Raw genomic sequence first — 25,477 nt, 5'->3', positions numbered from 1 at the left:
GCTGTCTTTTTTTGATCAATAACGCCCAAACTCAGTGTCAATTACAGTGTCAATTTAGTTTTTAAAATATTATTTATCCTTACGAACTGTTCGCAATCCGGCGACTCGCGCTACTTTGCATCCCGAATGGGCGGAAAATTTAACCGTTGTTTCGGTTTGACCTTGAATCGCCTGAGTCGGGATCTCATACATATAGGTTTCAAACTTATCCATCTCTTCCGAAGCTAAATCACCCAGGCCTAACGGATGCCCGTTTGCGGTGATTTCAAAGTCGGTGAGCGGCGCCGAGCCTTTCAAGTAAGTTACTGCCAGAGCGACAGGCTCATCGGAAAGCACCTTCATGACAAAGGAGAACCATCCATTCGGCCAAGTATCCCGGTATTTGCGGTTATAAATCGATCCTAGGCCTACATGTTCACCTTCGAACTGATGGTCGCGTTCCGGCTGCATTTCAGCAGGCTGCACGAAGTCGATCGTCCGTTTCTCAAGCTGCCTATTTGCTTCTAGTGCGGTCCGATAGGCGGTCTCTTCCCGCTGCCATTCCTCTGAGGTGAACGAATCCCAATACACCGTGTAACGGCGATCGTACATCTCGTAAAAAGGGCGCAGTTCCCAGTCCTGGGATAATCCGATCCCGTTCATAAGGAAGCGAGCTTCCGTTCCTTGCTTGGGAACCAGGTTTGCGGTGATCGTATCAGGAGTACCAATAATAACGGAGGCCAGCATTTGCTGCTCCTTTTCGTCTGACTGGATCGGTCCTAAATCGCCTGCAAGGACGAGTGGCCCGTACATGAAGGCGATGCGTTTTGCATTGTCCGGCATCGACTCGGTGCGGAGCGTCATCGGAATCATGTATTCGACAATGTCCCCGTCGTGCCACTCGCGTTCAATATCAACGTAGGAGGAGGGAACAGCTGTAATTTCCAGTGGCTCTCCGTTCACTATCACGCTCATCCCACGTCCAGCCCAATGCGGACATCTCAGCTTGAGAGTGAAAAGCTTGGGCTGCTCCAACTGCAGAGTTAGCTTACCACTGCCCTTCGTTGGAAAGGCCGTCTCCTGAATCAGCTTGACGCCCTGCTCGTGCCAATCGACCGAAGAACCGACATATTGGTTCACATAAATCGCGTTATCGGTATGAAAATATAGCGCCGACCCGTACAGTGCATGGTTCTCCATCCCGGATCCTACACAGCAGGTAAAGCTGTCGAATTGCGTGTTAAACGATTTATGACCACCCATTTCCAGAGAAACGAAATAGCAGACCCGGCCATCCTCCGGTTCCTGGGAAGCCAAAACATGGTTGAACATGGCCCGTTCGTAATAATCCGCGTAAGCAGCTTCGGCATCCCACTGGAACATATGTCTCGTCAGCTTGAGCATATTGTAGGTGTTGCAGGTTTCGCAGGTGCCTTCGCCAAGCCTGTCGTTGAGCTTTCCGGGATCCCCGAAATGCTCATTATAACTGTTGCCCCCGATGACATAGGAATGGTGATGCACCACGCGATCCCAAAAGAACCGAGATATTTCTCCGTACTTGGACTTGCCGGTCACCTCATATTGGCGCGCGGCCCCGATAATTTTCGGGATTTGCGTATTGGCATGACGTCCGGACAAGGTATCCTTGTGCGATGCCAAGTCGTTCAACACTTCTCCATGGTAAAACTTCTCTGCCAAACTAAGAAACTGGGCTTGATTTGAATCGACCGCCAGGTCGGTTAGGACTTCATTCATTCCACCGAATTCGCAGTGGAGCACTCGCTGAATTTGCTCATTGCTGAGCGGACTGAACACATCCTCCAGCCATTTTCCTAGAAGGATTTCCATTTCGAGTGCTTTACGGCTATCCGTCAAGCGGTAGGCATCACGCAAGCCCGCAAACAGCTTATGCATCGTGTAGAGCGGAACCCAGCCACCGTTCAGGTCAAAGCCTTGAGAGCGAATGTCGCCGGCTTTAATCTCTTCAAAAAGCTCCTTCCCCCGTGGAATACCTGAAATGAACCCATTACCATGCGCCTTCTGGCATAGATCGAGTTCATTTAAAACATAGTTTACGCGCTCCAAGTATGCAGACTCTCCTGTAGAAGCGTACATGAGAGAACAACCTGATAAATAATGGCCCAGCGTATGCCCGCTGATACCCATAGCTTCCCAGCCTTCATAATGCGCGGCCTTCGGCTCAAGTCCGGCATATTCCCGAAACCGGGAGAGAAGCCGGTCGGCATCGAGTTTCAGTAAATAGGCTCCATTCAGCTCCATTGCATGCTTGAGCGGTCCGGATAAGATTCGAACCTGCTTCAGACTAAAAGCCTGTGCTGCCATGATGTGTTTACCTCCTGGACTTGCCATAACCTATATAGCAAGTGTATATTTTATCATTAAGTTAACATGAAAAATGCTTTAAGTCGGTAGCTCAAGCCTAGAATTAGTGGACGAATCCGACTTCATAGTTAGTGGAGGATAAGATGGCCTATATCAAGACGACGGCGGATCGCCCGGTTCATTTTACGGCGGCCGGTATATTTGTTTCAGAAACGCCTTGGCAGCATGCCGAGCGGCTAATGGACAGCTACGAGCTGATAATCGGTATTAATGGGACAGTGTACATGAGGGAAGAAGAGGACGAATATGAGCTTGGTCCCGGTGATGTGCTAGTCCTAACTCCAGGAAGAAGGCATATGGGCTATCAACCTTCGGAGCCCGGGGTATCGTTTTATTGGTTTCATTTTGATTTACCTGATATGTCAAAAACGTTGAGCCAAGAAGAGATGAAGCGGGAAGCAGCGGAGTGGAGCAAAGCAGTGCCGCGCGGCTGGTCGGTGCATCATCTATACATCCCTAAATATGAGCATATGGGGCAGAATGATCGGATTCATGTGCTCGCAAGCCAAATTTTGCACATAGCGAACTCCAATTATTTGACCTATCAAAGCGTAAACTACTCGTTCACCTCGCTGCTGATTGAGATATCCGAGCATGTTATGGGCCGGTTCAGCTTGAGAGGAGTAGGAGCCCGGGGAGATACGCAGTTTGACAAAATCGCCGAGTGGACCCGAATTCACGCCATCAAGCCGCTAACCTTATCGGAAATTGCAACCAGATTTAACTATAACAAAGACTACTTAACACGTTTATTTAAGCTTCATACCTCGATGAGCCCGCTTGAATATATTCATGGGGTACGAATCGAGAAGGCAAAGGAACTGTTGTCCCGGACTACGCTGCCGGTTAAGGACATCGCGGTGGAGAGCGGGTTTTCCGATGAAAAATACTTCATGCGTTTGTTTAAGAGATATGTTCTCATGACTCCCAAGCAGTTTCGAAACGCATATCATAAAACGTTTATGAATAACGATTAGCGACATGGAATGAAACCAACCGCTTCGGGCAATCTATGCTCAAAAGGAGGAATGAAAATAATGCCTTATGAGCGCGAACCGATTGAAACCGATGGTGACCCGAGCACTACATATGAAGATACGACCCCACACCTGCGAACGGGCTTCATGCCGGAACAGGCTGATTTAACCGCCCTGCCTTCCGACGAAGCCGATAAGGCGAACGGCCGGATGAATCCGGAAAAACATTAATTCGCACTACACCTCAAATTTCGCCCAAGCTTTCGGGCCGGATATGGCAGTAATCTAATTACCAAAATCCGGCCGAAAACTCGGCTCAGATTCCTGAATGCCCCCGCTGATAAACACCCCAATTATGATATACTACAATGGAATAGATTCATGATCGGATGAGGAATGAAAGAGGACTGAAGAACAGTATGGGGGACACTCCTAGATACATTGAATTTACGGAAATCGATTTTTATGAAGAGGAGCCAGGCGTGGGCATCCCCCCAAGGGAAGCTGAAAAAGCGAGTGGCGAGCAGCTGGCGCCTGTTTCTTTTTATAGCCGGGACCAGCATTTCGTGCAGGAAGCGCGCAAATGGGCTCATGAACAAGGGGAAGCTGCGCCCTTTGTTCCCTTTATGAGCTATTGGCCCACCTATGAGCACATGATGGAGTCGCAGCGGAAGTGGTATTTTTACTGGCGCTCCGAGGTGAGAAATGGCCGATATCCCGATACGGACTTATCTTACATATTTGTTTATGTATATGAGCTGATTAATGGAGTGGGCTGGGCTGATCCGAACGAAGGATATGAGATGCTTGCGAGCCTTGCGGCAGCTTATGGCGGTAAGTACCCTCAACTGAATGGCTATTTAATAGATTGGGCGGCCGATTATGTCATGGTTCATGCGCTGGATATCCCTTTTTCCAATATTGCCATACGCTTTGGCGGTTCTCTGGACGGTGAACTGCTTAACATCGAGCTGTTGAGGCTTTTTAGGGAGGAGCCTATCAATATTCCGCTAAGTTTGCTCCTGACGCTAAGTGATTATGAGCTGCGCCGGAGCAAATTCGTCCAGGGAATTGGAAAATCCGTAGTTGAAGAGTACGTGCCTCGTGTGATCGCCATGCTGGATGTTTATTTTGTGAAAAAAACTCAGACCAAGCTGATCGAAAGATTTATGCCGGATCAGGAGCAGGTGATTCACAGGTATCTATTCCGCAGCGCGGTGTATGACGATTCATTATACGGAAGAGCGATCAAGCTGACCTATGTGCCAATCAGCAATCACCGTCCGTTAAGAAGGTTCATCACTCACGTCATTCGGTATACTGAAAATAAATTACGAGAATTGAAAGGCTATCGCGGCCGTCTCAGAGAATTTATTCTGGAAGCTGAAGTAGAGCGACTGATTGACCGGTACCTTGAGAAGGAATTTGAAGCTAAATCGCGGGTTCAACCGAATGTAACTATAGATCCTGATAAATTAGCGTCTTTACTTGTGGATACGGAGCATGTTCAGAACCTGCTCACTATCAGCAACGAGGATGAAGTCGATCTAATAGAAGGCATGACTGATCAAGAGGGGCTATTCTTGGAGCCTGTTGAGTCCGAAGAGGTGTTGTCCGTAGAAAAGCTTTCTACGGATACTCAGGCAGCGAATGGGACGGATCATCCGGAAGCGGAACTCCCGGTGGACGCCTTTGTATCAGACGGGAAGCCGCCTAAGAAACTTCACTGGGATACATCCGGCTTGGACGAGGAATGGTCCATGTTTGCCAGTAGTTTGGACGATTACCACATAGAAGCGTTATGTGCCTTAAGGAGCGCCTCTCCGCAGGCCGAACTCGCCCGTGTGGCGGATACATATGGGACGATGGCGGAGCTTGTGATCGATGAGATTAACAATATCGCGATGGAAACGATCGGTGACCTGGTCATTGACGGGGATCAAATCGCCCAGGAATACGCGGAATGCTTCGAGAAATTGAAAGGAGAGTCCTCATGAATGAAGTGAAAATTCCGAAACGTCTGACCACTGCACTGGTCAACTCCCTGACTGCGGGCGTCGTGCCGAGAGTAGGGCTGGAGCATGTCGCCGTTGGGCGCAGAGCGGAAGTAGAGGCGATCTTGCGGGATATGGACAATATCGCCGAGGGAGGCGCTGCATTCAGATTTATCACGGGACGTTATGGAAGCGGAAAAAGCTTTCTGCTGCAAACGATCCGTAATTACGCGATGGACCGTGATTTCGTCGTGGCTGATGCCGACCTGTCGCCGGAACGAAGACTTGTTGGCACAAAAGGGCAGGGACTTGCCACCTACCGTGAGCTGATGACTCACCTGTCTACCAAGACGCGGCCTGATGGCGGGGCTTTGGAGTCCATTTTGCAAAAATGGTTTGCAGCCATCCAGCAGGAAGTGATGAAGGAGCTCGAGCTTCGGCCGAACGATCCGGCTTTGAACGTGGAGGTGGAGCAGCGGATTTTTACCGTTACTTCTGAAATGCAGAGCATGGTTCATGGGTTTGACTTTGCCAAGGTGCTGGCAGCTTACTGGAACGGGTACAAGCTGGCCGACGACGACCGGAAGCAATCCGCGCTGCGTTGGCTGCGGGGTGAAGTTCCTACGAAGACGGAAGCGAAGAAGGAGCTTGGCGTCGGCGTCATCATCGATGATGAGAATTGGTACGACTATATGAAGCTGTGGTCGGAGTTTTCTGCTCGGATCGGCTATAAGGGGCTGCTTATATTCATCGATGAGGCAGTGAATTTGTACAAAATCACGAACAGCATTTCGCGGCAAAGCAACTATGAGAAGCTGCTTACAATGTTCAATGATACGATGCAGGGAAAAGCCGAGCATCTGGGTATCTTTGTGGGGGGAACTCCGCAATTTGTGGAGGATGAGCGCCGGGGGCTGTTCAGCTATGAGGCGCTGCGGTCCCGTTTGATCGAGGGACGGTTTGCCGGGAACGGGTACGTCAATTACACCGGGCCAATTCTGAAGCTGGACATGCTTTCCAATGAGGAAATCCTCATCTTGCTGCAGAAGCTGGTGAATATCCATGCACAGCACTTTGGCTATACGCCTTCAATCACGCATGAGCAGATCATTCAATTTATGGCGATGGCGGTAGGGCGCTTGGGCGCTGATCAACTGCTGACGCCGCGCGAAGTGATCCGCGATTTTATGGATTTGCTGCATACCCTGCATCAAAATCCCGTAGCGACCTTTGAGCAGCTTGTAGGGGAGCGGCAGGTAAAGCCGGCGGAATCGAATCCGGAGGACACTGAAGTGGACGACTTTTTGGCGGAGTTTGAGCTATGAGTACGAACCCTTTTTACAGGCTGGCACCGTTTATTCAGGAGTTTATCTATAAGCGCAAATGGGATACGCTGCGATCCGTTCAGGTGGATGCCTGCCGCATTTGTTTCGAGACGACGCATCATTTACTAATCGCTTCCGGGACAGCTTCCGGGAAGACGGAGGCGGCTTTTTTTCCAGCGTTGACCGAGCTGCATGAGCGGCCGTCCAAATCCGTAGGCATTTTGTATATCGGGCCGCTTAAGGCGCTGATTAACGATCAGTTTGAGAGACTGAAGGATTTGCTGCGTGAATCGCACATTCCGGTTTGGCACTGGCACGGCGATGTTCCCCAGGCGGAGAAAAACAAGCTAGTGCGAAATCCTTCCGGGATTTTGCAGATTACCCCAGAATCGCTGGAAGGGCTGCTGATGAACCGGCCAAATGCGATACCTGCCTTGTTCCAAGATCTGCGGTACATCATCATCGATGAGGTTCACGCATTTATGGGCGCGGATCGGGGGATTCAGGTGCTGAGCCAGATCGCCCGGATCGAGCGGATGACAGGGGCGAAGCCAAGAAGAGTCGGACTGTCCGCGACGCTCAGTGATTATGCGTCAGCAAGCGCTTGGCTTGGCGCCGGAAGCTCGGAGCTGGTCGAGGTCGTTACATCGCCAGGCGGGCGGAAGCTGCGGCTGCGAGTGGAGCATTTTTCGTTTCCCGATGCCCGGGACGAAGAGCAGGCTGAGCAACTGCAAAATGCACGTAAAGCATTTTATGAGTTTATTTACGACAGCACGCATATAAAAAAAGCACTCATCTTCACTAACAGTCGGACGGACGCGGAGATCACGACGCTGGAAATGAGAAGAATCGCGGCGCGGCGGCATCAGCCGGATGTGTTTTATGTCCATCATGGCAGCATTTCGGCCATGCTGCGGGAGCAGGCGGAGAGTGCGATGAAGACCGGCGTTGGTCCGGCCGTGTCTGCCGCTACGCTCACCTTGGAGCTTGGTATCGACCTTGGGGAGCTGGAGAGGGTGGTGCAGCTTGGCGCTCCGTACAGTGCATCCAGCTTTGTGCAGCGCATGGGACGCTCCGGCCGACGGGATGATGCGGCGTCCGAGATGCTGTTCGTCGTCCAGGAGGAAGAGGACGAGGACGCTCCGCTTCCAGCCAGAATGCCGTGGACCTTGCTGCGAGCGATCGCGGTGATCGAGCTGTATGTACGGCACAAGTGGATTGAGCCGGTGGATATCCGAAAAATGCCGATCGGTACGATGTACCACCAAACGATGAGCATTCTGAAAAGCATGGGGGAAGCCGAACCGGCAGAGCTTGCTCAATCGGTGCTGTCGCTGCCTTCTTTTCGCGAGGTTACACCTGAGCAGTATAAGCTGTTTCTGAACTACCTTCTGCAGACCGATCACGTGCAGTGGACGGAAGAGAAGACGTTGATCGTCGGTTTAACCGGAGAGAAGATCATTAACAATTTCCGGTTTTATGCCGTGTTTCAAGATGATGAGGAGCATTCTGTTTACAACGGCTCGGAGGAAATCGGCTCGATCACTACGGTTCCGCCTCCAGGTTACTGCTTTACGCTCGCCGGCAAGCTGTGGAAGGTCACGGAGGTGGACACAAAGCATAAGGCGGTCTATGTCAAAGCGGCGATTGGCAAAGTGGATACGCTGTGGCTCGGAGCTGGAGGAGACATTCATACGCTAGTCGTCCAGAAGATGCGTGAGGTTCTCGCGGAGCAAACGATTTATCCGTATCTGTCTCCGCAGGCGGTGAATCGGCTGGAGCGAGCGCGGCGGTTAGCGAGAGAGACCGGGCTGACCAAGCAAATCGTCCTTCCGGCAGGCGGGGACTCGATGTTTGTTTTGCCTTGGGTGGGCAGCAAGCAATTCCGCACCTTGGAGCGACTGCTTAAGCATAATCTTTCCGAACGGCTTGGCTTAAGATCGGTCGTACCGATGGAACCTTACTACATGATTGTGTCCGGAAAGTGCGATGCTGGAAGCCTGGTGCGCGACATGATCTGGGAATGCCAACACAGCACCGAGGAGCAGCTGCTGGCGCCGGATGAGGCTCCGTACCTTGGCAAATACGACGAGTTTGTTTCGCCCGAGCTCGTGCGCTTAGCCTTTGCTGCGGATGGACTTGATTTAAGAGGCCTCCGAGAAGGCCTAAACGGAACATTAATGTCATGAATGGTTATGGGCATAAAAAACAAATCTTTTGATAATTAAAAATAGGATGTATAATGTTGGAGGAATTAGGTCAAGGCGCAGCCGCCATCGTAGGATTGTTCAACTAACAAAAGCTAGTAAACTTACAAAGAGAGCTCCGCTATATACTAGCAGGGCTCTTTTTAATAGAATTGCGGTTATGTGATTCAACCTAAAGGAGGGATAGTGATGCCGGAGATCAATGATAGACAATTCCTGCTGCTCAGTAAATTAAAAAGGCCCCAGTCGCTGGCCCCCTCCGTGCCCCGCCCCCGGCTTCTGGCTGGACTTCATGACGGATTAAGCTTTAGGGCTACCTTTGTTACAGCGCCAGCCGGTTACGGGAAAACAACGCTGCTTAGCGAGTGGGTCAGTCAGCTACACGTTCCTGCCGGATGGTTATCGCTGGATGAAAAGGATAACGACCTGATTCGGTTTTGGTCATACATGACGGAGGCGATTGCGCTAGCACAGGGAGGTTTGTCCGATCATATCCAGGCGGCCGCCACTACGCTTAGCCCTGGTCATTACGAGTCTTACATTATTACATTGCTTAACGAGCTTAGCCGATTGGATAAGCCGCTCGTTCTCGTATTGGATGACTGGCATGTCATTCACGATGCTGATATTATCGCATCGGTTTCCTATTTTCTTGAGTATTTGCCTTCCCATCTGCACCTTTATTTTGGCAGCCGGACGATGAACGGATTTGTGAGAGCTCGCTGGATCAGTCGAAACTGGATTCAGGAAATTTGCGCCGAGCAACTATGCTTCAATCGGCAGGAAATTATTGAGTTTTTTCGGATGGATGGAAAAAAAGAACTGACCCGAGAGGCGATAGAGCGGATTTCCGAACAAACGGAGGGTTGGGTAACCGGCCTCAGGTTAATTTCCCTGACTGCGCGAGATCGAGATGAGATGTGGATGGATGCTTGGCAAATCCCCTCCGGCACGTCTCTTGCCCATGAAGGTGTCGAGCGGTATCTATTTGAAGAAGTGTTTGCAGCACTGGATGAAGCGACGCGCCAATTTTTGCTCGATGTGTCCATTTTGCAGCGAATGAACAGCCCACTCTGCGAAGCGGTTGCTGGCGAACATGGGGCGGACAAGCTGGAGGAATTGCTTCATTTGAATTTGTTTCTCATCCCGCAGGATGATCAACGCGAATGGTATCGATTCCATCATTTGTTCGGCGAATTTCTCCTGCGGGAGCAGCAGCGGCGCGACCCGGACAAGCTATATGAACTGTATGAGGCGGCGGCTATTTGGTGCGAAAAGCAGCAGCTTCTTGAAGAGGCGGTGGATTACTATCTGGCAGGAGCCGAATATAACCAGGCCATTCGCCTACTTGAGCAGATGAGGAGCCTGATGATCCGTCGAGAATTTTCCACGATGAGAGTATGGCTGTCGGTTATACCCACGGAGTTGCTTCAGCAGCACCCTTATTTATATTTTTCATACACATTTTCTTTACTGTGGGGGCAGGAGGTGGATTTGGCAGAGCGGCATTTAATCATGGCAGAGCGGCATTTTGAGGCAGCATCTTTAAGCTGGAGTTTGGATGAAAAGAACCGGTACTTAGGCTATTTGTATTATATAAGGAATTTCAAGGCAACCCAGTACGATATGGATATGATTAAGGGTTTGGAGTACATTCAGCTCTCGCTTAAGTACAGTCCGAACGGAACGGACCTGATTTTCGCATCTCCTCAAATGCCGCTGGCACCGTCCATCTACAGGTCCTATAACGGCAAGCGGGGCGAACATCTGCCCCGAGGGCTTTCGGATACTTTTTTCCAAAATATGATCGACTTCATGAAGCAGATGGGACTGGAGGATTCGGTAGTCGTCTGCTACGGCGAGTTGTTGTATGAGCGCGACGAGCTGGAATTAGCGGAACGTTACTTGAAGCTGGGCTTGCACGGCTATAGCCAGTCGCATTTTCAGCCGGAAAAGGTGTATGTTCCTGCTAGTTTGTTCTTGGCAAGAATCAGCCGGGCCAGACAAGACATAGCCGAGGCGGAAAAATGGCTGGAGCAGGCGTATCGGCGAGCATCCTTGGATGGTGCCAGCGAAGCGCCTATTATTCTGGATGCGGAGCTTGCCGCGCTGCGGCTGGATGCAGGCGACGTATCTGCTGCGATGGAGTGGAAGGAACGCTACCAAGTCCATGCGGATGATCCGATTTCAGTTTTTCAGCTATATGTTTACGTTTTTCTCGTCAGAGTGCTGATGGAGATCGGCCAAGGCCAGGAGGCATGGGCACTGTCGAAAAGACTGTTTCAATTAGCTGTAAAAAATCACCGTCCGATGGTGGCACTGGATATTCAAATTTTGCAGGCCATGATGCTCCAGCGGGAAGGCAAGCCGCAGCAAGCGCTGCTGGGGTTGGAGGAAGCGCTGACGTATGCGGAACCGGATGATTACATCCGAATTTTTGTGGATAAAGGAAAGAGCGTCGCCGAGCTGCTTAAAGAATATGTGGGGCAGCGGCAAAAAGGGAATCTCCGAGACCGGAGCACGCCTTCACTGCAATATGTGCGTAGGATTTTATCCAGCTTTGGTGGGGCTTTCGGAGCTCTGCCTCTGCCAAGCGGAGACTCTTTAGAAAAGCTGCTGACACCGCGAGAGCACTTGATTTTTCACTATATGGAGGAAGGTTTGGATAACCCCGCAATCGTGAAGGCGCTTGGAATCGGCATGGGAACCTTAAAGGCCCACATTAACCACATTTATAGCAAGCTGCAGGCCAAAAATCGGGTAGAGGCGATAAAACGCGGACAGAAGCTGCAGGGTTAACGCCTTGTTATCCGAAAGTGTGCTTGATCTTGTCACGAAGTGTAAATATTGTTCCCACTCGCGTGACGGTTCTGGTTGTTCGGCACCCGCACAATATGGTGAGAGCTGCATTTGGGGCAGCATTTTGTGTTTTTCATGGCTATATCCTCCTCGCTATTAGCAGAAAACTCAAAATTTCAATCAGCAAAACACAAAGCCAAATCCAAACCATAAACGGCCATGTGCTGATAAAGGCTGCAACGAGCATCATCAACAGCGGAACAACATATTTTCGTGGATGGTGCCACAGATCATTTTCGACTTTCCAATGACGGATCGGGCGCAGCCATTCCAGCAGAACAGATAGAACCGCACTCTGAAGGGCAAACAGTACCGCCATTAAAACATCCATGCCGCTGATCCCGCCATATTGAAATTGCCAACTAAACAGATAGACGGTGCTGGTGGTCATGTGGACAAGAAAGATAAAAAGGCAATACCGGCTGCCAAAACGAATAGCCTGTCCGGGCAGCACCCGGATAGCTTGTTCCGTTCCGGGATCGCATGACAGAAGAATACAAATCGGCGTATTTAGGCATAGAATGGCAAAGCCCAGCGGCATGATGTTTAACCCCTCGAATTGCCCAAGAAGCAACGGCAAAAAGCAGGCGATTCCCCATAAGCCAAAGGTATTTATCAGGTAATTCTTATTTGTTATTAAATACCGCAGCAAATAGATAAAGACGCTCCCGGTTTTCCCGGAATGTTTAACAAGGGCTTTTGCTGACACAGGCCGGTAAAATGTATAGGCATTGACTGAACGGAGATACAGCACAGATAGCCCCAAGCTGATAAACACGATACAAAAGAGTACCGGAAGCTGCTGCACATAGAAAATCGAAAGTATGATGCCAGTCTCCCACAGGAAGGCAGGCAGTATCCTCTTTTGCCCCATCATGGAATACCATACCGTTGCCATCATACAGCCGTTACAGGCACAGAGCAACGCGACCAGCACTTGCAGGATGCTCCAGTTCCCAACTGCAAAAAAGAGCGCGAGCACCCAAGATGATTTTGTAATCAACGTATACCCGCTAAAAGCCACGGTATAGGAAAACGTCAGTTCCTTGTTTTCAAAGGGAAGCATGAATAGTCCCATCATGCTTTCGGCATTTTGCGATGAGCTTAATGTCTGCCACATGACGCCCGCTGTAAAGACCGTTGCGGTCAGGAAAAGAATAAACGGGGCAACCGGTATTCTGATCTCTGCGGCAAAAAGGGCAAAGAACAGAATCAGGCAGGCCAACAGGCTCTTTGTAATGCGCTCATATTGTGCACCCAGCAGTTGTTTGGAAATTGCTTTAACGGTTCCCATCAGTTGCAAGCACCTCCCGGATCTTTTCGGTGCCTATTTCTTTGCCGGTAAATGCTCTCTTGATTTTCCCGTGTTCCAGCACGATCACTCGATCAGAAGTTAAGCAGATGCTTTCGAGAATATGAGAGGAAAACAAAATGGTTCCGTACTTTTTGTAGCCTTCCATGAGCTTGTAGAGATATTCGGTGCTCTGGAAATCAAGGCCGTTCACCGGCTCGTCGAGAAGCAGTAGCTTTGGGCGTAAGGCAAAGGCTGTAATCAAATATGCTTTTTTCAAATTGCCGGTTGACAACTCTTTCAAAAGAACATCGGTGTATTCTTCAAAATGGAAGCCTTGTACCAGCTCGGAAGCATCTCGTTGCTTTTTCCCATAAGACGCCGCCACATACGAAAAATACTCCCGAAAAGTAAAATACCGAAAGGAGTGATCTTCCGCAAATACAGTGTAGCGGTTTAGCTTGAAAGCTTTATCCCGGAAAGAGAAGGGGGCACCATTCCAAAGGGCGGTTTCTAAAATGAAACTATCAATCAAGCCTGATAGCGTTTTGATGAAAGTTGTCTTTCCCGCGCCGTTTAGCCCAATCAGTCCAACGACTTCATTGGTTCCCAATGTAATGGAGAAATCGGCAAGAACTGGTTTATCCTGCGTGTACCACGCACACAGATTCTTGATGACAAGTAATTTCGAGCGGTCCATACGTTACCTCCGGTTGCCTTTTTCCTTTTTCCAAATGGAGTTGGCCGAGTACAGGAATACAATCCCCAAAACGACATACAGGGCGGCAAACGGGAAATTGCCGTTTACAACACTAAAGATCGCTGCGATCAGCCAGACGATACCGATAATCAAACGAAAATAAAAGTGACGCATGATAACACCTCAAATCAAGATTTTTAGTAACGTTTCTTGTTACAGAAATAGCATATAGTAAAATTGCAAACCACACGGAAAAGTCCATCATTGGTAGGTTTTTGTCCATGAAAAAACGGCAGATCACCATCAAGGCAATCTACCGTTTCTATCAAGAGCTAATCGGTTTTATATCGTGTTATAGGACAAAGTCGTAACGACGCGGAATATGTTCTTCTCATAAGATATTTCAACGGTTCCATCGTAGCGTTCCACAGCAGCACAGGCACTTTTCAATCCCCATCCATGCAATTCTTTGTCTGATTTAGAAGTCTGCAATTTTCCGTCCTTCGTAACGGGTGCTGTACGATAACCGTTTTCAACCTTTATAACCAGCATTTCGTTAATGCGCCGTATAGTCAAAGAGATAAAGCGTAAATCACCATTGGCATTTTCGGCGGCTTCAAGGGCATTGTCCAACAGGTTTCCCAAAATAGCTACTAAATCCGTACTGCGAATATTCGTGTGGCGGGGAAACTCAATATTGGCTTTCACTTCAATATGTGACTGTGCCGCAAGAGCTATTTTGCTGTTGATTAGATAATCTACCGCCTCCTCACCCGTCCAAACGGTTTGGGTAATTTCTCGAATAGGAGTCCGTAAGGCCTCCAAATATTGGGTAGCCTCAGCGGCTTTTCCTTGTGTAAGATAGCGATACATGATTTCAACATGATTGTGAAGATCGTGGAACAGCTTGGCATGGGTTGAATAGACATCGCGTAGTGCTTCATAATTTCGTTCCAACAATGCAGCCTGTTCCTCTTTTAACTGGGCGATTTCTTTTTCCATCTCATATTTGCGGTTTAGGTTGAACAACAAAACGGCTAACACCGTCATAAGCGATAGAATAGTCCATGATGTAAGCTGGTCATCGTTTAGTGAAATGACATTTTGCTCGGAGAGTGCAATTACCCCGAACATACCCAAAAGTGCAATAATGGCTGCTAACCGGAAAGAGGGATGTACTACAGTGTTTCGCTTTTTGACTATGTATGTTGCAATCCCGATCATGAATAAACGGACAATCCAAATGGCTATCATATATTCGCTTGTCGTACTGTCAACAAATCGCTCGGACTGAAAGATCATGCCTAACCCCGCCGAGATCAGGAAATCCCAGAGAGCAACGCTTATTTCATAAAAGAAAATCAAGAATAAACACATTCTTGTTTCTTCATGGAACAAATAGTGGGCTATTGCCATTAACGCAACAATCTCAATCCCCGTCAGATAGAACTGTGAAAGCGGCAAAAGCGTAAGAACTGTGATTACGGCTGCTACGCCTAAAGAAAGACCCGCAGCGTTTCGTTGAATTCTAGGAAGTTTCAAAAGCTCTGCAACCAGAAAGAGGCACAGAAAAATCCGTATGTTATTTGTTAGTAGATTAGAAATAATCTGAACCCATTCCATCATATGTGCGCCCCCCAAAACTTGTTGATCTGCTGTTTTACTTCCTGCACATGGGAACGGCTGACGGGTAGCTGCTCACCGTTTTTCAAAACGGCCATTCCATCACTGATTTTCATGATCTGAATGATATTTACAATGTAGCCACGGTCAATAAAGATAAACTCTGGCGTATTTAATTCATCGTAAACTTGTTGTAAGCTCCTTCTAACTTTTGACACGCCGAGGCTTGATAGGATACTCGCATTTTTTCCGTCCCGTCGGATGTAGAATATCTCTTTGTAGGGTATTTTCTCCATGCGGCTGTTTGTCTGTATTGTATATTCCCGGCCGGCTTCCAGCGCAATCAACCTTGCGGCGTCTGCGATCGCCACAGGAAGCCGTTTGCCCAATTCACTTTTGGGAACATAACGGAAAATGGATAATTCATAGGCATCAATCGCGTATTCGATATGCGAAGTGATGAAAATGATTTTTATATTCGGCAAATAAGGTTTTATTTTTTCGGCTATTTCCATCCCCGTTACTTTCGGCATTTCAATATCCAGCAAAAGCAAATCATAAAAAAAGCCATCCTCTACAATATCAAAAAGTAGGTTATCGCTATGCGTATAGGTCGAAATTTCAAAGCCAATCCCACAGCTTTTCAAAGTGCTTTGAATAATTGCTCTATGTAGTGCAACGGCTTGATCTTCATCGTCACAAATTGCCACTCTTATCATTCTTTCCCCCCTTTTCCTGGTTCGTTTATCTACAGGCGTTTCGACATTTTCTGAACCTCCAACATCTCACATTATATTTCTAATGCTAGAAGAATATAAAGACAGAAATATAAAATGCATGCTGTAACGGCAGCTATATAAGTTGAACTAAAGAAATGCGGAACACAGGCAAAAGGGTTCAATATTCTAAACAACACGCATTTTAGAATATTGAACCTAGGAGAAATGATTCTGAAGAAGCTAAAAGCTTTCTGAAAAGAAAGCTGCTTCGGAAGCATAGGCTCGTTCGCCTTTGTTCCCGGATTTCTACCACTATTTAGTTCATTCATAGAAATCCGGGAACAACAGCGATCGTAAGAAACATTTCACCCGGCTGCCTCTATACGTACAATCATTAGTTCAACTTGTATAGTACGTTTGCAGCAACTTCGTGCTAAATTCTATAACCGCATCTATAACCTGGGTTAGATTCTAGCAAGTCTAAAATTTTATATAATTTTCGTCGTGGTATTATATCAAAACGAAAGGAGGAAAAAAACTGCATGAAACGAGCCATTTTCGCATTTTTTGCGTTCGTTCTTGGGGCCGGCATTTTGCCGATTCAAAGCTTCGCGGCTGGAAATGCCGGAATGTCCGGCGACGGATCGGCTGGCAATCCTTATGTCATTATGACGCTTCAACAGCTCGACGCAGTTCGGAATGATTTGAACGCTCATTATATCCTTGGGGCGGATATCGATGCCACGGAGACAGTCAGTTGGAACGATGGCTCAGGCTTTGCCCCGGTTGGCAGCTACGCTTCGGACGGCAATAGCCATCCTTTCACTGGTGTTTTCGACGGACAGGGGCATGTAATCCGCAATCTGACCATGAATTGGCCTGACAACAATAGTACAGGGCTGTTCGCAAATATTAGCGAAGATGGAGTGGTCCGCAACGTCGGCCTTGAAGGGGGAAGCATCACCGGTGGTTTAAGTTTCACAGGCAGTCTGGCCGGTATGAACTATGGCTCTCTGGAGAGATCCTATAGTAGTGCCAAGGTAAGCGGCAAAAATGTAGTAGGAGGTCTGGTAGGGTACAATCATATCCAAGGGAAAGTCACTTATGCTCATGCCAACGCTGTTGTCAGCGGAAACTCCTTTATCGGTGGATTGGTGGGACGTAACGACGGAGGCATTGAATTCTCTGATGCTTCTGGCGATGTTAACGGCGATGGATACGTTGGTGGGTTAGTTGGAAATAGCGAAGGCGGTGAAATCAGCCAATCCTATGCAACAGGTAATGTTGAAGGTAATGTAAATGTCGGAGGATTGATCGGTATCAAGCTTTCCGGCAGCGTGAACAACGCCTACGCAATTGGAAATGTAACCGGACAGTCAGCGGTCGGCGGTCTGGTGGGTAATACGGTTGACTTTGGGCCTATCACTGCCTCTTACGCCACAGGAGCTGTAACAGGAAACAGCTATGTCGGCGGGCTGATCGGCAGCAATAACGGTGTTGATCTGGTAGCCAGCTACTGGGATACTGAAACAACGGGGCAGAGCAATGCCTGCGGATACGATCTGGATGGATTATGCAAGATGTCATCGGGTTTATCCACTCAGCAAGCGATAAACCAGTCGAGCTACATGGGATGGGATTTTACGAACATGTGGTTCATGGTCCCGGGATCGCGGCCCTTCCTGCGTTCGGAGTGGTCGAACGAGATTCGAAATGGGCATCAGTTGCAGTTGATGCAGTTAAATCCGGCCGCTGGTTACAAGCTGATGGAGGATATTGACCTCGGTAAAGTGTTAAAGGATCATAGCCGCTCCGATCTATGGACGACGACATCAGAGATAGGTCTGGGTTTTGTACCGATCACTTCAGACTTCGCAGGCAAGCTTGATGGACAAGGCCATACGATTTCTGGACTTTATACGAATGTGGGAATTGGACTTCTCATGAATGTTGGCTTATTCAGCAGGATTGCGGGCGGTGAGGTGCGAGACCTTCAAATCAAAGACAGTGAAGTCAAAGGCGGAACCCAAACAGGCATGCTCGCAGGAGAAATCGGGAGCGGCGCGCAGATTCAGAATGTCCATGTTACAGGGTGGGTTCAGGGAATGGACCATGCCGGCGGGTTCGTTGGAAAGAATTCAGGGAAGATCAGTGGTTCCTCCGCAAACGTTCAAGTTCAAGGAAGCAGTGAAGTAGGCGGACTGGTTGGGGATAACAGTATAGGAGGTTTCATCGAAGATTCCTATGCGGCTGGCACCGTCAAGGGGGGATATAAAGTCGGCGGTTTGGTAGGTGTCAATGATCCGATGTGTCAAATCAAACGTTCTTTTGCCGATGCAGACGTGAGTGGAATAAGTTTTGTCGGGGGGCTCATCGGACGCAATGAAGGTGGTATAGTGATCGATACCTACGCAACTGGTCCGACCAGCGGAAATGATGAAATCGGCGGTTTGGTCGGAAGAAATACTGGGAGTGTGGCAAATAGTTACGCCGTGGGCAGTGTCACTGGTAATATGATCACCGGTGGTCTGATTGGCAGGCAATTTGGATTCATTTCCACGAGTTTCTACAACAAAGAGACGACTGGACAATCCGACACCGGGGAAAACAGGGGAGTATTACTTTCTACAGCAGAAATGAAGCAAAACGTAACCTATGGCAGCACATGGGATTTTGGAGGAACATGGCGTCTGGAGGAAGGAAAGACCTATCCCGTCTTGCAGGGAATTGAGGCGAGTCTAACTTCGGATGCAGCACCTCCTACTGTGGTTAGTGCGAAGGTGGAAGGCGAACATCTGAAACGTATTATTTTATCTTTTGATGAGGACATCCAGATCACAAACGGGGACGGGGTCTCGGTCACGAAGGATGGAAATCTCGTTTCGATTACCGGCGCCCAAATCATCGGAACGAAGGCACTGAGCCTTCTCACCGGGGAGAAGTTTGAGATGGGACAGCAGATTTTAGTTTCCTACGATGAAAAAAAAGGAAATATCACCGACATGGCAGGAAATCGAATGTTAAGTTTCTCAGACCGAAGTGCTGAAATCATCCCGCCTCCGGACAAGACGCCACCTTCGATTACGGTAACGATGACGAAAGCGGACGGCAGTGTGTATGTTGATCGAGAATGGACGAACCAAAGTATACGGGTGAGTGCGGAAGCGGCGGATGAGAGCAGCGTGACCACACTTACGTATTCGCTTGACAACGGTGTGAACTATAGCCCTTACCTATCGGAAATCGTGTTCAGTGACGATGGGATTCATACGATCTCGTTCAAAGCCGTTGATCAAGCTGGGAATGAAAAGGTAGAGCAGCGGACCGTTTGCATCAGCAAAGGCGGTATGAAGCTCACGCCAATCATCGTCAAAGCCGACGGCAGCGCCTATACAAGTGGGGAATGGACAAACAAAAGCGTTACCGTAAGCGTCTACGCCGAAACGGGAATCGGTGAACTGTCCAGGCTCACTTATCAATTAAACGGTGGTAAAGCGCAGGCTTACGAGAACAAAACTCTGCTTGAAGTATCGGGAGAGGGATCAAATACGCTGTTGTTTGAAGCGATCGACAAGGCTGGAAATAAGCTCGCACTTGAGCTTCTCGTTAAGATCGATAAGACATCACCTGCGGTCGTCATTGAACCTAACGGCAGCGAGCAGCTGAGCTTGTCGGCAAATTCGAAGGTCACTGTCCAGGACACCGGCAGTGGAACGAACACTGACTCCCTGCAGTATGCCTGGTCCACAGAATCCTCCATCCCAGCTGCGGGCTGGGCGAAATTTTCCGAAGGAGCCACTCTTTCGAAAAATGGGGCAGACGGGGACTGGTATTTGCACATTAAAGCACAGGATTTGGCCGGCAATGAACAAATTATAACGTCCTATCGTTTCCGATTAACAGCTCGGCAGCCAAGCCAACCGATTACTTCCCCAGGCGAATCCGGGTCGGGCAGCGTTGATCGTTCACTGCCAAGTAACACATATCTGGTAGGTTTGGACGGAAAAACGATCGATTTTGAGGGAGGTCAAATTGTTATCCCGGCTGGGGCGTTTCAACGGCCATTTTATCTAACGGTTCACTATATTAATGATATGGAACGACTTTCCTTACCAGAAGTAGATCGGGTGTCCAGTCCAGTCGTGGAGTTTTCGAAGGATGTTCCGGGGGATTTTGAAAAAGACGTAACCGTCAAAATGCGCTTTAATGCAGTTGATCTGCTGAAGGAGCGTGACGAACTGTGGCTTGCCCGGTTTGACACTGCGACGAAAAGATGGGTCGCCGCAGACCAGCTCGCTGTTGATTGGGTGAAAGGATTGAACAGCGGCACGACTCGCCAATTGTCCAAATTCGTCATTCTATCAAAGCCCAAGGAAGTGAACAAGGGACAAGTCGTACCTTTCACGGACGTTACAGGGCATTGGGTGCAACCGTATATTGAGGCATTGGCTAAAAAAGGTGCTTTAACCGGCTATGCTAATGGCAGCTTTAAACCAAATCAGGAGATTAGCCGAGCCGAGTTTGCTTCAATGCTCGTTAAGACGCTGGGACTTGCATCGCAGGGAAATTATGCTTTTGCCGATACAGAGAATCACTGGGCGAAAGAATTCATTTCAACAGCGTATGCTGCTGGAATCCTCCAAGGCCACACCCCCAACACTTTCGCTCCTGATGATCTGATTACGCGCGAGCAGATGGCGGTGATGGTGGTTAAAGCACTTAAACTGGGCGAAAACTCAGCCGCAAATACCTTTTCTGATATTAATCAAACGGCTGTTTGGGCTAAAGAGGCTGTTCTTACAGCCTCTGCGTACGGTGTGATCGATGGCTATGAAGATCATACGTTTCGCCCGCAAGCCCATGCGACACGTGCGGAAGCGATCACACTGATTTGGCGCATTCTTGCGAAAAAGTAATATGGACTAATACGTAGAAAAGAGCCCCGCTGTCACACTGAGCGGGGCTCTAATTTTAAGAAAGCTCCGTTTCGCGCTGGCCGGAACAATAAAGAAAGTAGTTGGTGGAAATAAGATGAATAGAACAAAAAAACCTCTCATCAAGAGAGGAAGGGGGTAGTTTTAGCTTGAGCTATATTTTCTTGATTTATAGTAGCCGTGTCCCTGATTCCCATGCCTGTGTTTGTAGTCCGAAGACGAGCCTTTATGGTGCGAGTATCCATGACTGCTGCTGTAACGCCTTCCGTAACCTTTTGCAGAGCTGCTGTAATGCCTATGCCGGTGATGGCTGTGAGACGAGGCGTGGAGCAGCTTTTCAAGCATTTTTCTCAACATCTGTATTCACCTCCTTTATTCGTAATCATTATTTGTTAGCAAACTCTTCAAATCGTGCATGAACTCTGCCGAGCTTGAATAAGGCTCGCTTAATTGCAATAATCGCTCTATCATAAACTTCAACCTCGGCGATAACTGCAATTCCTCTTGCCAGCTCCGCTTTTCATTACCTTCCTCATCACGATCCGGTTCATATGCGGAATAGAGCATAAACAACATGAAATGACCGATATCGAGCAGGTCGGAAGCTTCCTCCGATTCTTTAAACGGTCTGGACGGAACAGTGTGCTTTTGAAAAAGGCATCGTTGTGCCGGTGCTTGAGGCGGTGGAGTTTCTCCAATCGCTCTGGCCAAACCTAAATCAATCAGGTAGATCTGTTCATCCTTAAACAGTACATTGGGGATGCGCACATCGAGGTGAACATACCCTTGGCTGTGGACGTAGACAACGAGCTCAAGCAGCTGTATTGTAATCCGAAGGCAATCCTGCTCGCCGTACTTTTTACCTTTTTCAAAAATCAGATCCTCCAGCGTATCACCGCTTAAAAAGGACATTACGAGATATTCGTTTCGGTGCTCCGTGAACAAGTCAATGCATGCAGGAATTCTGGGATGGTTCAATGATTTTAAAATTGTTGCCTCTCTGGCCAAAAGCTGCCTGGCATAAAGTTCCTTGCTTGGTCTTGCTTGCTTCACGGCAACGGGCTTGCCGGTGAACTGATCCATACATTTATATGTCAAGCCGTAGCTGCCTGCGCCAACCATGGCCTGCACCAAATACCTTTGTCCAAGCACACGATTCACTTCGGCCGGATAATCACGCCATTCCGCAACGAAGGAGCTGAGAAACGGAAACCATCGCATATCGGATCTCCTAGCAAAGTTTGGTTTGTAATTAATACGGCTTATTTCCAATATCGTTTCATTTTTTTGCCATTCCGAGGACACATAAAGGACAAACCGCTCGTTTAATCTTACTTTAGCGACACTTTGTTACATCATTTTCATTTTCTAAGGGCTCATTTATTTTATATTAGATAAGTCGAGGATATCCGATTGCGGTTCTGCCTGGGTAAGGGGGTTCTATGAAAAGCCGGAGCATCATTTTTAAACTCTTCATCATTACGGTTATCTTCTTCGCCAGTTTTTACGGAATCGTGATGATGTCGCAGTTGTTCTTTTTCAAAGATTTCTATCAGGAACAAAAAATAAATAAAGTAGAGCATGATTTAGCAAAATTAGCGAAATATTATGCCGACGAAGAGGGAAATTCAAGCCTGATCGCACGAAAAGCAATTCAATTTATGGGCCGCAATCGAAGCCAGCTTACGGTTGTCAATATGGACGGAAAGCTGATTACGGACGATCCTTATCACATGACGATTAAACAGCCGGACGGTAACAAGATCTTCGTTTCCTTATCTTTGTTTATGGCACTGCACGGGGATGAGTTGAGAGCCACAAATATTAAAAAAGGGGACCAGCTTACGCTCTGGGGAGAGAAGGATATCAGGGGGAAGGATTTCTCTACGATTCTATTCCCTGACAAAATATATAAGCAAAATTTCGGCATGGTCGGGGAAGATGCTGCGCCAGAAGCGGTGAGGATTACCGGTGTAGTAAGTGATATCGTACTTCCCGGCTTAAAAACATGGAACCAGCGGCAAGGTCTCCTCATGCAAGCGTTGTACCAGTGGTTTCCGTTAACCAATGAGCAGACGGAGCAGCTAAGGCACTTGCAGATGCAAAAGATCGAGTGGATCGAGCCCTGGAGCGGGACAAACAACGTGATTATTATCCAGCCCGTGAAAAAACACAGTGGAGAGATCGAACTCATATTTTCACTGACCTCTCTTCAGGAGATAAGCGACACCAATGAAGCACTGCGTTTGTTTTATATGTATCTGGGCATCGGAGGATTTGTGTTTATTCTCATTCTGTCACTCATTTACTCAAAGATGTTGACCAGACCGCTGATCGCATTAAATGAAATGGCTAAGCGGATGGTGCATTTTGATTTCAAAGCGGCCAAGCCGATTCATCAAAATGATGAATTGGGCAGCTTGTCGAGCAGCCTGATTACGATGTCTAAAAATTTGGATCACGCGCTCAGCGAGCTGAAAGAAGCTAATCAGAGGCTGCAAGAGGATATGGAGCAGAAGCAAAAAATGGAGCTGATCCAGCAAAGCTTTTTCTCCAATGCCTCGCATGAGTTGAAAACTCCGCTCAGCATTGTCAAAAGCTTTGCCGAAGGGCTGCGCGATGGCGTCAACCTAAACAAACGGGATCACTACGTTTCCGTCATCATTGAGGAAGCAGAGAAGATGGAGATGCTGATCAAGGATATGCTGGACCTCGCAAGATTGGAATCCGGCACCATTCAGCTGCGTAAAAAATCTTTTCTGCTCAGCGAGCTGGTTGAAAAGGTATCCGATAAGCTGGTCTATTTGTTGGAGAAGAAAAGACTGGAAATTATGGTCATCCCCGTGAATGAGCTGCCTGTGCTGGCAGATCCGGAGTGGATGGAGCAAGTCATTCTTAACTTTATCGTCAATGCGATCCGGCATGCAGAGGAAGGAAGCACGATTACGATTGAAATCCAAAGCGATGCCCACGCAAGTCGGCTCTCGGTGGACAACGTTGGCGAGACGATTCCGGAGGATCAACAGAAGCTGATTTGGGGACGGTTTTATCGGGCGGAAGCGTCACGAAGCCGTCAGACAGGCGGCACCGGGTTAGGGCTTTCGATTGCGAAGCTGATCCTGGACATGCATGGCTGCGAGTACGGTGTTACAAATTTGGAGAACGGTGTGCGTTTCTTTATCACACTTAACAATTAGCTGCTCGGCTATTGAACTGAAGGGAGGTGCATGAGATTGGGAAAAAAAGTACTTATCGTCGAGGACGAGTTCAGAATAAGGGAGGTCGTTTCTGACTATTTTATTCAGGATGGCTGGGAAGTACATGAGGCGGAAAACGGCAGCGATGCTTTGAACTGGTTTGACTCGCTATATCCGGATTTAGTCATTCTCGATATCATGATGCCTCGAATCGACGGTTTCGAGGTGTGCAGACAAATACGCTCCAGATCAGGCGTTCCGATCATTTTACTTACCGCCAAATCGGGAGATCATGACAAGATTCTCGGGTTTGAGCTGGGGGCTGACGATTATGTGACCAAGCCGTTCAGCCCCAAGGTTCTTATCGCCAGAGCTAATTCATTAATGAAGCGTGTGACAGAGAACTACAAACCCCAAGGGCATATGCTGACCTTTGGGTCAGCGGTTCTGAACACGCTGGCCCGACGGTTGGAAGTAGGGGAAACCGAAGTCGAGCTTACTCCCAAGGAATACGAGCTTCTTCTGCTGTTAATTACCAATAAAAATATCGTTGTCCCCCGGGACACAATCATTAACCGAGTGTGGGGAGTGGAATTCGAAGGAGATACGCGGGTAGTCGACACACACATCAAGAAATTACGAGCAAAGCTCGGGTTTGAATCCCGCTTTATCCGCACGGTGATTGGTACGGGGTACAAGTTTGAGCAGGAAGACGAACAATAATTAGAAAGCGAGTAGAAATGTATGAAATGTAAATGGATACCCTCCTTGTGCACGGTTTGCAATCTGGGAGCTGGGGCTGTGTCACTGCTTTACACGATTCAGGGGCATTATAGAATAGCACTAATTCTGATTGCATTTGCCGCTTTTTTTGATGTGTTGGACGGGCTGTTGGCTAGATTGATGCACTGCACCAGTGAATTTGGAAAGCAGCTTGATTCTCTTGCGGACCTTATTTCATTTGGCGCAGCACCTGCTTTTCTTATACTTTTGAACAATTTGGATGCCATCCCTCAGCTAGGCGCTGTAATGGCCATCATTTTTCTAGTCTGCGGTGCATTGCGGCTGGCTCGATTCAACATTACCGTATCCAGCCCGACATTTACAGGGATGCCGATTACCGCTGCCGGTACGATTTTGGCATTAATGTCCCTGTTGAGTCAGCATGTACAACCATTTGTTATCGTAACCTTGATGGGTGTGTTATCTCTGCTAATGATCAGCCGTGTCCCATTTCCATCATTGAAAAACATTACTACCAGGAAGTGA

General features: G+C 48.3%; 18 protein-coding genes. 10 read left to right on the top strand and 8 right to left on the bottom strand.

Annotated elements, in window-relative coordinates:
• Positions 1–69: 69 nt before the first annotated feature.
• Positions 70–2,322, bottom strand: coding sequence for a beta-L-arabinofuranosidase domain-containing protein (locus ACFQ3W_RS16525; protein ID WP_379320346.1), 2,253 nt, complete (start codon positions 2,320–2,322; stop codon positions 70–72).
• Between the two features lie 143 nt (positions 2,323–2,465).
• On the opposite strand from ACFQ3W_RS16525, the gene ACFQ3W_RS16520 reads away from it, so the two are divergent.
• From ACFQ3W_RS16520 to ACFQ3W_RS16495, 6 genes are all read left to right on the top strand, one after another.
• Positions 2,466–3,359, top strand: a complete 894-nt coding sequence (locus tag ACFQ3W_RS16520) for an AraC family transcriptional regulator (protein WP_379320345.1) — start codon at positions 2,466–2,468, stop codon at positions 3,357–3,359.
• Positions 3,360–3,419: 60 nt separating this feature from the next.
• The gene (locus ACFQ3W_RS16515; RefSeq protein WP_379320344.1) at positions 3,420–3,590 is read left to right on the top strand and encodes a hypothetical protein; all 171 of its coding nucleotides are present in this window, start codon (positions 3,420–3,422) and stop codon (positions 3,588–3,590) included.
• Between the two features lie 158 nt (positions 3,591–3,748).
• Positions 3,749–5,356 (top strand): TerB N-terminal domain-containing protein, encoded by a 1,608-nt coding sequence (locus ACFQ3W_RS16510; protein WP_379320343.1) that lies wholly within the window; start codon positions 3,749–3,751, stop codon positions 5,354–5,356.
• Entirely contained in the window at positions 5,353–6,678 is a 1,326-nt protein-coding gene (locus ACFQ3W_RS16505; protein WP_379320342.1) for an ATP-binding protein, read from the top strand. The genes ACFQ3W_RS16510 and ACFQ3W_RS16505 overlap by 4 nt, the downstream gene beginning before the upstream one ends.
• Positions 6,675–8,867: a DEAD/DEAH box helicase gene (locus ACFQ3W_RS16500; RefSeq protein WP_379320341.1), complete on the top strand. Its 2,193-nt coding sequence runs from the start codon at positions 6,675–6,677 to the stop codon at positions 8,865–8,867. The genes ACFQ3W_RS16505 and ACFQ3W_RS16500 overlap by 4 nt, the downstream gene beginning before the upstream one ends.
• Positions 8,868–9,074: 207 nt before the next feature.
• On the top strand, positions 9,075–11,684 hold the full coding sequence (locus ACFQ3W_RS16495) for a LuxR C-terminal-related transcriptional regulator (RefSeq protein ID WP_379320340.1): 2,610 nt from the start codon (positions 9,075–9,077) through the stop codon (positions 11,682–11,684).
• 139 nt (positions 11,685–11,823) lie between these two features.
• On the opposite strand, the gene ACFQ3W_RS16490 is transcribed toward ACFQ3W_RS16495, so the two are convergent.
• The 5 genes from ACFQ3W_RS16490 to ACFQ3W_RS16470 form a co-directional block, all read right to left on the bottom strand.
• Complete coding sequence (locus ACFQ3W_RS16490) at positions 11,824–13,038, bottom strand: hypothetical protein (protein ID WP_379320339.1); 1,215 nt, start codon at positions 13,036–13,038, stop codon at positions 11,824–11,826.
• Positions 13,025–13,735 carry an ATP-binding cassette domain-containing protein gene (locus ACFQ3W_RS16485; protein ID WP_379320338.1) on the bottom strand — a complete coding sequence of 237 codons (711 nt, stop codon included), beginning with the start codon at positions 13,733–13,735 and terminating at the stop codon, positions 13,025–13,027. Before ACFQ3W_RS16485 ends, ACFQ3W_RS16490 begins: the two co-directional genes overlap by 14 nt.
• Before the next feature lie 3 nt (positions 13,736–13,738).
• Positions 13,739–13,909, bottom strand: coding sequence for a hypothetical protein (locus ACFQ3W_RS16480; protein ID WP_379320337.1), 171 nt, complete (start codon positions 13,907–13,909; stop codon positions 13,739–13,741).
• A 168-nt stretch (positions 13,910–14,077) separates the two neighbouring features.
• A complete protein-coding gene (locus tag ACFQ3W_RS16475; protein WP_379320336.1) occupies positions 14,078–15,361 on the bottom strand; it encodes a GHKL domain-containing protein in 1,284 nt (427 codons plus the stop codon).
• The gene (locus ACFQ3W_RS16470) at positions 15,358–16,077 is read right to left on the bottom strand and encodes a LytR/AlgR family response regulator transcription factor (RefSeq protein ID WP_379320335.1); all 720 of its coding nucleotides are present in this window, start codon (positions 16,075–16,077) and stop codon (positions 15,358–15,360) included. Before ACFQ3W_RS16470 ends, ACFQ3W_RS16475 begins: the two co-directional genes overlap by 4 nt.
• 542 nt (positions 16,078–16,619) lie before the next feature.
• Between ACFQ3W_RS16470 and ACFQ3W_RS16465 the strand changes: the two genes are divergently transcribed.
• Entirely contained in the window at positions 16,620–20,993 is a 4,374-nt protein-coding gene (locus ACFQ3W_RS16465; RefSeq protein ID WP_379320334.1) for an S-layer homology domain-containing protein, read from the top strand.
• 162 nt (positions 20,994–21,155) lie between these two features.
• Here the strand turns inward: ACFQ3W_RS16465 and ACFQ3W_RS16460 are convergent, their stop codons facing one another.
• On the bottom strand, positions 21,156–21,368 hold the full coding sequence (locus ACFQ3W_RS16460; RefSeq protein WP_379320333.1) for a hypothetical protein: 213 nt from the start codon (positions 21,366–21,368) through the stop codon (positions 21,156–21,158).
• A 15-nt stretch (positions 21,369–21,383) separates the two neighbouring features.
• Positions 21,384–22,232, bottom strand: coding sequence for a serine/threonine protein kinase (locus ACFQ3W_RS16455; RefSeq protein ID WP_379320332.1), 849 nt, complete (start codon positions 22,230–22,232; stop codon positions 21,384–21,386).
• 221 nt (positions 22,233–22,453) lie between these two features.
• Between ACFQ3W_RS16455 and ACFQ3W_RS16450 the strand changes: the two genes are divergently transcribed.
• Genes ACFQ3W_RS16450 through pssA form a run of 3 tightly spaced genes read left to right on the top strand, consistent with a single transcriptional unit; the run spans position 22,454 to position 25,477 of the window.
• Positions 22,454–24,208 carry a sensor histidine kinase gene (locus tag ACFQ3W_RS16450; protein WP_379320331.1) on the top strand — a complete coding sequence of 585 codons (1,755 nt, stop codon included), beginning with the start codon at positions 22,454–22,456 and terminating at the stop codon, positions 24,206–24,208.
• A gap of 36 nt (positions 24,209–24,244) precedes the next feature.
• Positions 24,245–24,931: a response regulator transcription factor gene (locus tag ACFQ3W_RS16445; protein ID WP_379320330.1), complete on the top strand. Its 687-nt coding sequence runs from the start codon at positions 24,245–24,247 to the stop codon at positions 24,929–24,931.
• A gap of 21 nt (positions 24,932–24,952) precedes the next feature.
• Positions 24,953–25,477: a CDP-diacylglycerol--serine O-phosphatidyltransferase gene (pssA, locus tag ACFQ3W_RS16440; RefSeq protein ID WP_379320329.1), complete on the top strand. Its 525-nt coding sequence runs from the start codon at positions 24,953–24,955 to the stop codon at positions 25,475–25,477.

Source organism: Paenibacillus puldeungensis (assembly GCF_042678945.1).
GTDB classification, from domain to species: domain Bacteria; phylum Bacillota; class Bacilli; order Paenibacillales; family Paenibacillaceae; genus Fontibacillus; species Fontibacillus puldeungensis.
The sequence above is the reverse complement of the archived record's forward strand: the minus strand, read 5'-3'. Positions and strand labels throughout refer to the sequence as shown.

Excerpts from the sequence above, each read along its gene's own strand:
- ACFQ3W_RS16500 (WP_379320341.1), top strand. The coding sequence starts at position 6,675 with ATGAGTACGAACCCTTTTTACAGGCTGGCACCGTTTATTCAGGAGTTT.
- ACFQ3W_RS16515 (WP_379320344.1), top strand. The coding sequence starts at position 3,420 with ATGCCTTATGAGCGCGAACCGATTGAAACCGATGGTGACCCGAGCACT.
- ACFQ3W_RS16520 (WP_379320345.1), top strand. The coding sequence starts at position 2,466 with ATGGCCTATATCAAGACGACGGCGGATCGCCCGGTTCATTTTACGGCG.
- ACFQ3W_RS16460 (WP_379320333.1), bottom strand. The coding sequence starts at position 21,368 with ATGTTGAGAAAAATGCTTGAAAAGCTGCTCCACGCCTCGTCTCACAGC.
- ACFQ3W_RS16480 (WP_379320337.1), bottom strand. The coding sequence starts at position 13,909 with ATGCGTCACTTTTATTTTCGTTTGATTATCGGTATCGTCTGGCTGATC.
- ACFQ3W_RS16450 (WP_379320331.1), top strand. The coding sequence starts at position 22,454 with ATGAAAAGCCGGAGCATCATTTTTAAACTCTTCATCATTACGGTTATC.
- ACFQ3W_RS16455 (WP_379320332.1), bottom strand. The coding sequence starts at position 22,232 with ATGCGATGGTTTCCGTTTCTCAGCTCCTTCGTTGCGGAATGGCGTGAT.
- pssA (WP_379320329.1), top strand. The coding sequence starts at position 24,953 with ATGAAATGTAAATGGATACCCTCCTTGTGCACGGTTTGCAATCTGGGA.
- ACFQ3W_RS16490 (WP_379320339.1), bottom strand. The coding sequence starts at position 13,038 with ATGGGAACCGTTAAAGCAATTTCCAAACAACTGCTGGGTGCACAATAT.
- ACFQ3W_RS16505 (WP_379320342.1), top strand. The coding sequence starts at position 5,353 with ATGAATGAAGTGAAAATTCCGAAACGTCTGACCACTGCACTGGTCAAC.
- ACFQ3W_RS16485 (WP_379320338.1), bottom strand. The coding sequence starts at position 13,735 with ATGGACCGCTCGAAATTACTTGTCATCAAGAATCTGTGTGCGTGGTAC.
- ACFQ3W_RS16525 (WP_379320346.1), bottom strand. The coding sequence starts at position 2,322 with ATGGCAGCACAGGCTTTTAGTCTGAAGCAGGTTCGAATCTTATCCGGA.
- ACFQ3W_RS16470 (WP_379320335.1), bottom strand. The coding sequence starts at position 16,077 with ATGATAAGAGTGGCAATTTGTGACGATGAAGATCAAGCCGTTGCACTA.
- ACFQ3W_RS16465 (WP_379320334.1), top strand. The coding sequence starts at position 16,620 with ATGAAACGAGCCATTTTCGCATTTTTTGCGTTCGTTCTTGGGGCCGGC.
- ACFQ3W_RS16495 (WP_379320340.1), top strand. The coding sequence starts at position 9,075 with ATGCCGGAGATCAATGATAGACAATTCCTGCTGCTCAGTAAATTAAAA.
- ACFQ3W_RS16475 (WP_379320336.1), bottom strand. The coding sequence starts at position 15,361 with ATGATGGAATGGGTTCAGATTATTTCTAATCTACTAACAAATAACATA.
- ACFQ3W_RS16510 (WP_379320343.1), top strand. The coding sequence starts at position 3,749 with ATGAGGAATGAAAGAGGACTGAAGAACAGTATGGGGGACACTCCTAGA.